At 69.7% G+C, this 8,505-nt stretch carries 10 protein-coding genes; 6 read left to right on the plus strand and 4 right to left on the minus strand.

From position 1 onward, the window contains the following. Positions 1 to 55 precede the first annotated feature (55 nt). Positions 56 to 1,570, plus strand: coding sequence for a rifampin monooxygenase (rox, locus tag FHL79_RS18040; protein WP_138759960.1), 1,515 nt, complete (start codon positions 56 to 58; stop codon positions 1,568 to 1,570). A gap of 215 nt (positions 1,571 to 1,785) precedes the next feature. Here the strand turns inward: rox and FHL79_RS18045 are convergent, their stop codons facing one another. Beyond that, positions 1,786 to 2,583 carry an alpha/beta fold hydrolase gene (locus tag FHL79_RS18045; protein ID WP_138759961.1) on the minus strand — a complete coding sequence of 266 codons (798 nt, stop codon included), beginning with the start codon at positions 2,581 to 2,583 and terminating at the stop codon, positions 1,786 to 1,788. A gap of 301 nt (positions 2,584 to 2,884) precedes the next feature. On the opposite strand from FHL79_RS18045, the gene FHL79_RS18050 reads away from it, so the two are divergent. The 3 genes from FHL79_RS18050 (at position 2,885) to FHL79_RS18060 (ending at position 5,368) form a co-directional block, all read left to right on the plus strand. Beyond that, positions 2,885 to 3,511 carry an MBL fold metallo-hydrolase gene (locus tag FHL79_RS18050; protein WP_138759962.1) on the plus strand — a complete coding sequence of 209 codons (627 nt, stop codon included), beginning with the start codon at positions 2,885 to 2,887 and terminating at the stop codon, positions 3,509 to 3,511. Positions 3,512 to 3,577: 66 nt separating this feature from the next. Next, positions 3,578 to 4,018 (plus strand): VOC family protein, encoded by a 441-nt coding sequence (locus FHL79_RS18055; protein WP_138759963.1) that lies wholly within the window; start codon positions 3,578 to 3,580, stop codon positions 4,016 to 4,018. A gap of 27 nt (positions 4,019 to 4,045) precedes the next feature. After that, the gene (locus FHL79_RS18060) at positions 4,046 to 5,368 is read left to right on the plus strand and encodes a serine hydrolase domain-containing protein (RefSeq protein ID WP_246080941.1); all 1,323 of its coding nucleotides are present in this window, start codon (positions 4,046 to 4,048) and stop codon (positions 5,366 to 5,368) included. A gap of 266 nt (positions 5,369 to 5,634) precedes the next feature. Here FHL79_RS18060 and FHL79_RS18065 read toward each other — a convergent pair whose 3' ends face one another. From FHL79_RS18065 to FHL79_RS18075, 3 genes are all read right to left on the minus strand, one after another. Next, a complete protein-coding gene (locus tag FHL79_RS18065; RefSeq protein ID WP_138759964.1) occupies positions 5,635 to 6,219 on the minus strand; it encodes a hypothetical protein in 585 nt (194 codons plus the stop codon). A gap of 209 nt (positions 6,220 to 6,428) precedes the next feature. After that, positions 6,429 to 6,866, minus strand: coding sequence for a hypothetical protein (locus FHL79_RS18070; protein WP_138759965.1), 438 nt, complete (start codon positions 6,864 to 6,866; stop codon positions 6,429 to 6,431). A gap of 165 nt (positions 6,867 to 7,031) precedes the next feature. Continuing rightward, positions 7,032 to 7,439: a hypothetical protein gene (locus FHL79_RS18075; protein WP_138759966.1), complete on the minus strand. Its 408-nt coding sequence runs from the start codon at positions 7,437 to 7,439 to the stop codon at positions 7,032 to 7,034. A 133-nt stretch (positions 7,440 to 7,572) separates the two neighbouring features. On the opposite strand from FHL79_RS18075, the gene FHL79_RS18080 reads away from it, so the two are divergent. Further along, positions 7,573 to 7,770: a hypothetical protein gene (locus tag FHL79_RS18080; RefSeq protein WP_138759967.1), complete on the plus strand. Its 198-nt coding sequence runs from the start codon at positions 7,573 to 7,575 to the stop codon at positions 7,768 to 7,770. A 375-nt stretch (positions 7,771 to 8,145) separates the two neighbouring features. Beyond that, complete coding sequence (locus FHL79_RS18085) at positions 8,146 to 8,505, plus strand: DUF6869 domain-containing protein (protein ID WP_138759968.1); 360 nt, start codon at positions 8,146 to 8,148, stop codon at positions 8,503 to 8,505.

The following is an 8,505-nucleotide window of genomic DNA, read 5'->3' on the forward strand; positions in this document are numbered from 1 at the left end:
ACGTAGGTGTCGCCGGGAGCGCCTCGCCATGCAGGCACTCCCGAAGGCGACACCCATGCACCCTCTCCAGTCCACCGCCGATCCGTCGTCGAGCGATGCGGTCGGGTCCAAGTCCATCGCAGGCGGCGCCGGCCGCGCGCCCCTCACGGCCGACGTCATCATCGCCGGGTGCGGGCCGACGGGTGCGATGCTGGCTGCTGAACTGCGGCTGCACGACGTGCGGGTGCTCGTCCTGGAGAAGGAGACCGAGCCCGCCTCCTTCGTCCGCATCGTCGGCCTGCACATCCGCAGCCTCGAGCTGATGGCGATGCGCGGACTGCTCGAGCGCCTCCTCGAACACGGACGACGACGTCCGGCCCGCGGCTTCTTCGCCGCCATCGACGCACCCGCGCCCGAGGGCCTGGACTCCGCGCACGCCTACCTGCTGGGCATCCCGCAGCCGGTCCTCGTCCACCTGCTCGAAGAACGTGCGATGGACCTGGGTGCGCAGGTCCGGCGCGGTCGTGCGGTGGCCGGTGTCGAGCAGGACGACGACGGCGTGACCGTCGAGCTGACCGACGGGGAACAGCTGCGCTCGCATTACCTGGTCGGCTGTGACGGCGGGCGCAGCACGGTCCGCGGAGCGCTCGGCGTGGGCTTCCGCGGCGAGCCGGCGCGGACCGAGACGCTGATGGGCGAGATGGAGGTGGGCGTGCCGCTGGAGGAGGTCGCCGCGACGGTGGCCGAGATCGGCGGGACCGACAAGCGGTTCTGGCTCAGGCCCTTCGGCGGGGGCGTCCACCAGGTCGTGGTCCCCGCCGCGGGAGTCAGCGATCGTGCGACACCGCCCACCCTCGAGGACTTCCGGCAGCAGCTGCGCACGATCGCGGGGACCGACTTCGGCGTGCACTCCCCGCGCTGGCTGTCCCGCTTCGGGGATGCCACCCGGCAGGCCGAGCGTTACCGGGTGGGGCGGGTGCTGCTGGCCGGCGATGCGGCACACGTCCATCCACCCATCGGCGGGCAGGGCCTCAACCTGGGTGTCCAGGACGCGGTCAACCTCGGCTGGAAGCTGGCCGCGCAGGTCCGCGGCTGGGCGCCGGAGGCACTGCTGGACACCTACCAGGCCGAACGTCACCCGGTCGCCGCGGACGTGCTGGACAACACCCGCGCGCAGATGGAACTGCTGTCCAGCGAACCGGGCCCGCAGGCCGTGCGCAGGCTGCTCACCGAACTGATGGCCTTCGACGAGGTGAACCGTCACCTGATCGAGAAGATCACCGCGATCGGCATCCGCTACGACCTCGGCGAGGGCCCTGACCTGCTCGGCCGCCGCCTGCGCGACATCGAGGTGAGGCAGGGCCATCTCTACGGTCTGTTGCACCGCGGCCGCGGCCTGCTGCTGGACCGCACCGAGCGCCTGACCGTCGGCGGGTGGGCGGACCGGGTCGATCGCCTCGCGGATCCGACGGCGGCAGTGGACGTCCCGTGCCTCCTGCTCCGTCCCGACGGCCATGTCGCCTGGATCGGCGACGGTCAGCAGGACCTGGACGACCACCTCTCCCGCTGGTTCGGCGAGCCCGCCGGCTGATCCCGTCGTGGCGATGAGCCCGGGACTGTGGGACACCTCGCGCTGAGCCCGTTCCCGCGGGAACGTCTCCCGGCGCTGCATGAAGCTGTCCTCGAGCGGCCCCCTGGAACACCCCGCTGCTATTTCTCGGCCCGCAGGCCGCTGCATGTCCCCGAGCGGCCCACTGAGAGACGCCACCGCTGCTCCTGGGGCACCGCGCCTTGATGTGGCGGCACTCAGTTGCGCACGTTCATGGCGATCAGGGGTGCCAGCACGTCCGGCGGTACGACGTGCCCGTGCCCTTCGATGACGATGTGACGGCCGCCAGGCAGGCGCTGTGCCAGGCGCCGGCTCACCTCCGCCATGAAGGGGGGACTCTCGCCGCCCACGAGGACGAGGCCGGTCCGGGTGATCCGGGCCGCGACGTCCTCAGGAACTGCGCCGCCGTTGTCGATGTCGCCCATCACCGCTGAGTCGTAGGCGAGGGTCGGTGCCAGCGCCAGCAACTCCGCCCACCTGTGCGTTCCGCGCATCCCGTCGATCACGTCGTCCGGCATCCCGGTGAGGCGGCAGAAGGTCTCCAACGCATCGGCCCGCCTGCCCTGCGAGAGCAAGCTGCGGATGGTCAGTCCGTACTGACGGGCCTCGTCTCTGGAGGACCGGTCATCGGGCGAGTAGGGCGGGTCGTGCAGGACGAAGTCGCCCACGGGCAAGCCTGCGGCGACGGCATGCAGCACCAGGCCGGCGCCGGAGGAGTGACCGTAGAGGTGGGCCGGGCCGCCCAACTGGTCGATCAACGCGGCGATGTCCTCGACCTCTCGATCGACCGAGTACGGGAGCGTGTCGCCGCTGTCCCCGCGGCCTCGCCGGTCGTAGGTGACGGTCCTGAAGTGCTCGCCCAGCGCCTGGGCCGTCGGGCGCATCAGGGCGCGGTCGCACGTGGCCCCGCAGACGGTGATGAGCAGGGCGCCGGCGCCGAAGGTCTCGTAGGCGATGGAGGTGCCGTCAGCGGAAGTGACCGTTTCGTACGTCATGCGGTTCAGACCCGAGGGGCGACTGCGCCTCATCGGTCGTCGGAGCCGCCTCGTGCCCCGTGGCGGCGGTCGGCTGCTGGGAGGCACTCGACGCGGGCTCTCTCCGGCCGATGACTTCTGTGCGGCGGCGGAGTCGTAGTGCTGGCAGCCGCGCTCAGCGGCCCACCAACGTGGAGCGGGAGAAGCGAGCATGGCCACCTACGTGAACGAGGACGGCGACCGGGCCGGGACCGAGGCACCTCACGAGCAGCCCGCGATGCGTGGGTCACGGCCTCGGAGGGGTGGGAGCGCGGGAGGTGAGATGGCGTTGCCGACCATCACGCCGGTCCTGGTGGCCGAGTTGGTCGCCGAGGGCGAGCTGATGCCGGTCTACGTGCACGTCATCGAGCACTCCGACGCGCGCGTGCTCGTCGACACCGGCATGACGGAGCTGCACCCGGCGGTCGCCGACATGGACCCGCGCCTGGTCCCCCTGAGCGAGCAGTCCGACTTCGACCTCGCCGGCATCGACGTCGTGGTCAACACGCACCTGCACTTTGACCACTGCGGCGGCAATCACCTCTTCCCCGGCAAGCCGATCTACGTCCAGCGCCGCGAGCTCGACGACGCCCGCAGCCTGGAGGACTACACGATCCGCGAGTGGGTCGAGGCGGCCGGCGCCCAGTACGTACCCGTCGACGGCGAGCTCGAGTTGCTGCCGGGGATCCGGCTCGTCCCGGCGCCGGGCCACACGCCAGGCTCGCAGGTGGTCGTCGTCGAGACGGGCGGGCGTCCGGCCGTCATCGGCGGCGACATGGCGGTGTTCTTCGGCGAGCTCGACGAGCCGCGCGACGAAGGCCAGCGGCTGGTGCGTGCGCTCGACCCCGAGCTGGTCTGGCTCGCGCACACGCATCAGCCGTGGCGGCCACCGGTCGGCCGAGGAGCGTGACCCAAGGGACCCAGACGGACTGGTCGGCTCCCACGACGGGCCCCGCGACGAAGGAGGAGGACCACCATGACGATCCAGCGGATCGACCACGTCAGCGTCGTCGTCGACGACCTGGAGGGCGCCAAGGCGTTCTTCTCCGAGCTCGGCATGGAGCTGGAGGGCGAGGCGCCGATCCAGGGGGGTGAGGTGGACCGCCTCAACGCGCTCGACGGCGTCCGGGTGGACATCGCGATGATGCGGACCCCGGACGGCCACGGCCGGCTCGAGCTGACGAAGTTCCACAGCCCGAAGGCGGTCAGCGCTGAGCCGGAGGACGCCCTGGGGAACACGCTGGGCCTCCGCAGCATCATGTTCGCTGTCGACGACCTCGACGCCGCTGTCGCCGGCCTGCGAGCCCACGGCGCGCCCCTCGTCGGGGATGTGGCGCAGTTCCAGGAGGGGTACCGGCTCTGCTACGTCCGCGGCCCTGCGGGGATCATCGTCGCGTTGGCCGAGCAGCTCAGCTGACCCCGGCTCCCACCGCGCGCTGCTGCGGTGTCGGTGTCCCACGAACCGCTTCCGGCCTATGGTGAGCGCCCGTCCCGCCCGAAGGAGTCACGCATGACACTGGTCGAATCCCGGCTCACGTCTCCGGAGTCGGTGGGGATGAGCGCCAACCGCCTCGAGCGCATCGCGCCCGCGCTGCAGAAGTACGTCGACGAGCGGGGTTACCCCGGCTTCACGACGCTCGTGTCGCGCCGCGGCCAGCTCGTCCACGCCGAGCGGATCGGCTGGCAGGACCGCGAAGCCGAGGTGCCCCTGGCGGAGGACACGATCTACCGCTTGTACTCGATGACCAAGCCGATCGTCTGCACTGCGCTGATGACGCTCTTCGAGGAGGGGAGGTTCCAGCTCGTCGACCCGGTCGCGAAGTGGATCCCGGCGTTCGGGGCGACGAAGATCGCCGGGCCGGGCGGGACGCTCGAGGACCAGTCGCCGCTCCGCCCGATGCAGATCCGCGACGTGATGAGCCATACGAGCGGGCTCACCTATGACTTCCTCGAGGACTTCCCGGTGGCGGAGCAGTACCGCGCGCACCGGATCGGGAACGACCCGACGCGCACGCTGGAGCAGTTCGTCGACGAGCTCGCGACGCTCCCGCTCGCCTTCGTGCCCGGGACGCAGTGGCACTACAGCGTGGGCATCGACGTCGCGGCCCGCCTGATCGAGGTCATCTCGGGCCAGAAGCTCGGGGAGTTCCTCCAGGAGCGCCTGTTCGGGCCACTCGGCATGACCGACACGGCCTTCGGCGTTCGCGAGTCGGCACGAGGCCGCCTCGCCGCCATGTACGGCCTGCCGGACATCATCGGCAAGGACATGACCTTCAGCAAGCTCGCGATGGCGTTCGTCACGGGCGATCTCGGCCGCCGGGAGGTGGAGTCGACCTACCCGAGCGACACGCCGGACGTCTTCCAGCGCGGCGGCCACGGCCTGTTCGGAACCGCCTCGGACTACCTGCGCTTCGCGAACATGCTGCTCACCGGGAAGGCGGAGGACGGCACCCGCATCATCGGCCGCAAGACGCTCGAGCTGATGCACACGAACCATCTCGCCCCGGCACTGCTCCCGTACACGCTCGGCGGCGTACCGGCGCCCGGCTACGGGTTCGGCCTGGGCTCTCGCGTCGCCATGGACATCGGCCAGAGCGCGCTGGCCGGCTCGGCCGGCGAGTTCGGCTGGGCCGGTGCGGCGAAGACCTACTTCTGGGTCGACCCGGTCGAGGAGATCGTCGGCGTGATCCTGACGCAGCACATGGTCGGCTTCGACCTGCCCGAGGCCGACTTCCGGGCGGTCGTGTACTCCTCGATCGAGGACTGACCGGCGCTCCCCGGGCGGCGGCGGGTCCTCCGCCGCCGCCCGCAGGCGATTGTCGCGCGTCACTGCACGCCCACCGGGACGGCGACTGGCAGATCCGGTGCGGCACGCCACGCTCGCCGCGGGGGACGCCTGCACGGTGCACGTCGGGCACCTCGTGGACTTGATCCCGTCGCTGGCACCCCCGGCTGACCTGCCGCGCGGCTGGTCAGCCGGTCAGTGTGATGCCCCGGATCATCGGGGATGGCACCGCCGTCCAACCACTCTGCTCAGCCGGGGCCGACGGTGTCGGCAGCCCCGAGCAGCCCCCCGATCCTGGCGCGGTGCACGAGGTCGACGGTGAGCTCGACCACCCATCTGGCCGGGCCGGTGACTTCCAGCTGCTCTTCATCGGGGTAGGTCCGCGGCATCCCCAGCAGGCCCAGTGGCCAGGCGATGCAGAGCAACGCGGCGTCACGCGGGTCCTGCAGACTCGCGAACCGCTGCGGCAGCTCTTCATCGCGAGCGGTGCGTTCACGTCGGTGGTCGACGTAGGGCTGTCGCCCCACCCAGCGACGGGGGCGTTCAGTCCAGCTACCGGCACGGACGTGCTCATCACGCAGGTCGTACTGGTCCACTCCGGGGCGCACCAGTGCGTCCCTCAGAGTCCCGCCGGCCTCGACCCAGTCCGTCACCCAGCGATCGGCCGGCAGGAAGCCCGTCGGGCTGGCATCCAGCTCAACCGAGTCGGCCACATCGGTCAATCCGTCCCGCAGGACCATCTCGACAGCGATCGACCCGCGAACGGCGATCGGGGTGACCACATCATCGGTGAGGCGTCCGCGAGGGTCGAGGGCCAAGCCGGCCAAGCGCATCGGTACCGACTCTGCCCAGGCCACCACGGCGTCATGATCGCCCAACCAGCGATGAAACGGGCGACGGAAGGGACTGCTGCACGACGCTGATGCGACAAGCCGCGCGCAGTCCGGACTCCGCACCTGCTCGCGGCGACTAGCGTTGCTGTCCCTGAGCGCCCCACTACGAGACGCCTGGAGTGCGGTGGGTCCTGACTGCTGCGGGGCACTCAGCGGGCGAAGGCATCTCGGTCGTAGATGCCGAACGGCGCGTCGTCGTAGCCGGGCAGCTTCGAGGCGGCGACACCGCTGAGGTAGTGCAGGAAGCCGGCTGCCTCACTGCCCTCGTACTCCTCGGGCTCATCACCGGTCTGGTAGCCGTAGTAGCTGATCGTCGCGAGGATCACGACCGGGTCCGGCTCGCCGGGGTAGTTCTCGAAGACGTATTCGGGCATGTCGACGGACGGGTCGACCCAACTCTCGGTCGCATCCCAGTTCTGCCGCCACAGCATCTCGCCGACCGCCGTCGCGTCGTCCCACGTCACGGTTCGCACCATCTTGGTGCGGAGCGGGCGGAACCAGAACTCGCCCGGTTGTAGGTAGCCCCAGGTGAGAGCCGCGGTCACGAGTGCATCGATGGTGTCTTTCGGGACGAACTCTGCGCTCATGAATTGCATCGTCCGGTGGTTCGGCTAGGCCGTCATCCCCCGTGAGAGGCAAGTAGACCCCCTCGGCGTCCCAAAGGCCGCCCTGCGGAACGGGCCGGCCAACTGTCCCTGAGCAACCCACTGTGGGACAAGTGCGAGCGACTTCAGAACGCCGCGTCGTCGTGCTCAGGTACGGCGGCGGGCTACGGCCGCGAGGCCGCAGGCTGCCCCGGTCGCCAGAGTGAGAAGCACTGGGTGGAGGTAACTGAGGACCTCGAGGCCGTCGCTCCAGCCGGAGGCTCGATACCGCGCTACGCAGACGGAAGCTGCAACGAACTGGGGCAGCACAAGAGCTACTGCTGCGACCGTGGCTGTTGAGATTCGGCGGCGCACGAGGGTTGCGGGAAGCGGCGCGAGCAGGAATGCCAGCCACCACCAACCACTGATGAACTCGGTGGTGTATGAGATGGCGTCCTGTCGGACGACGCCGCGTGCGGTGGTCAGTGCCAGCACAGCCACCGTCGTGGAGAGCAACGCGATGCCCAGGACGGCGACGCAGTCGCCGCGGAGACTTGAAAGTTGAGCTCTGCTCACGCAAGCATCATCGGCATGCCGGTCTCGGTCGTGAAGTCGCCTGGAGGGTGAGGCCCGCGTCGCCCTGAGCGGCCCACTATGGGCGACTGTCGGTGTGAAGCCCGGCGACCTTTGCGACGTGTACGTTGCGCGCATGGGCAGCGAGAATCCGACGTTGCGGCGCAAGTTGAACGTGTGGCGCTTGTTCCTATTAGTCCTTGGTGTGGGCTGCCTGACTGCAGGCGTTAACACGCTTCAAAATGACCCTGACTGGTCCGGCTGGGTGGCCGGTGCCATCGGTCTGGGGCTGCTTGCCTGGCTGGCAATCACGGAGCTACGCCATCAACCGTGAGGGGCCGATAAGCCACGCATCGAGTGAGTCGGTGCTAGCTTCCTTCATTGCAAACCACTGACCTGTCTTCAAAGCCGCCCTGCGGGACGGACCGGTGGGCTGTCCCTGAGCGGCCCATTCAGGGCGACTCAGCACAGGACGCCGCTTGGGGATCGGGCGTGCGCTTGGTCGACCTAGGCTGGCGAGCGTGTTTCCGTCGGAGGCCAGCTTCCGCTCGGATGGTTCCTGCCATCTGACAGACGCGATCGACGGAACGGAGGTCACGTGGCCGAGCGTGGCTGCGTGGGCGTCCGACTGGATCTCTGAATGGCGGACTGGCGAGTACGGCGAGGCAAGCGACTTCCTGCATGAAGCGTGCGATGACGCCGCTCCGGCGTGGTTGATGCGCTGGTCGTGCTGGCCGAGGCTGCCGACGGGGACGCCGATGTGATCGGCTTGGTCGGGGCGGGACCGCTGGAGGACTTGGTCTCGCACTCGGGCAACGGTTTGCGCATCCTGGACGAGGTGGATCGGGCTGCGCGACACCACCCGGCGTTCCGTGCGGCTCTGCGCACGGTGGTGCTCGGAGAAGACGTGCCCCAGCCGGTCCTGACCCGGTTGGCGGAACTCTGTCCCGCCCCGGGTCTGATGGAGGCTCTCAATCCACGTGAGGATGAGAGTCATGGCGGCACCGAGGAAGTACCCCGACGAGTTGCGGGAGCGGGCGACCCGGCTGGCGGTGGACGCCCGGCGTGA

This window comes from Modestobacter altitudinis (genome assembly GCF_005930475.1).
In the GTDB taxonomy this organism is placed as follows: domain Bacteria; phylum Actinomycetota; class Actinomycetes; order Mycobacteriales; family Geodermatophilaceae; genus Modestobacter; species Modestobacter altitudinis.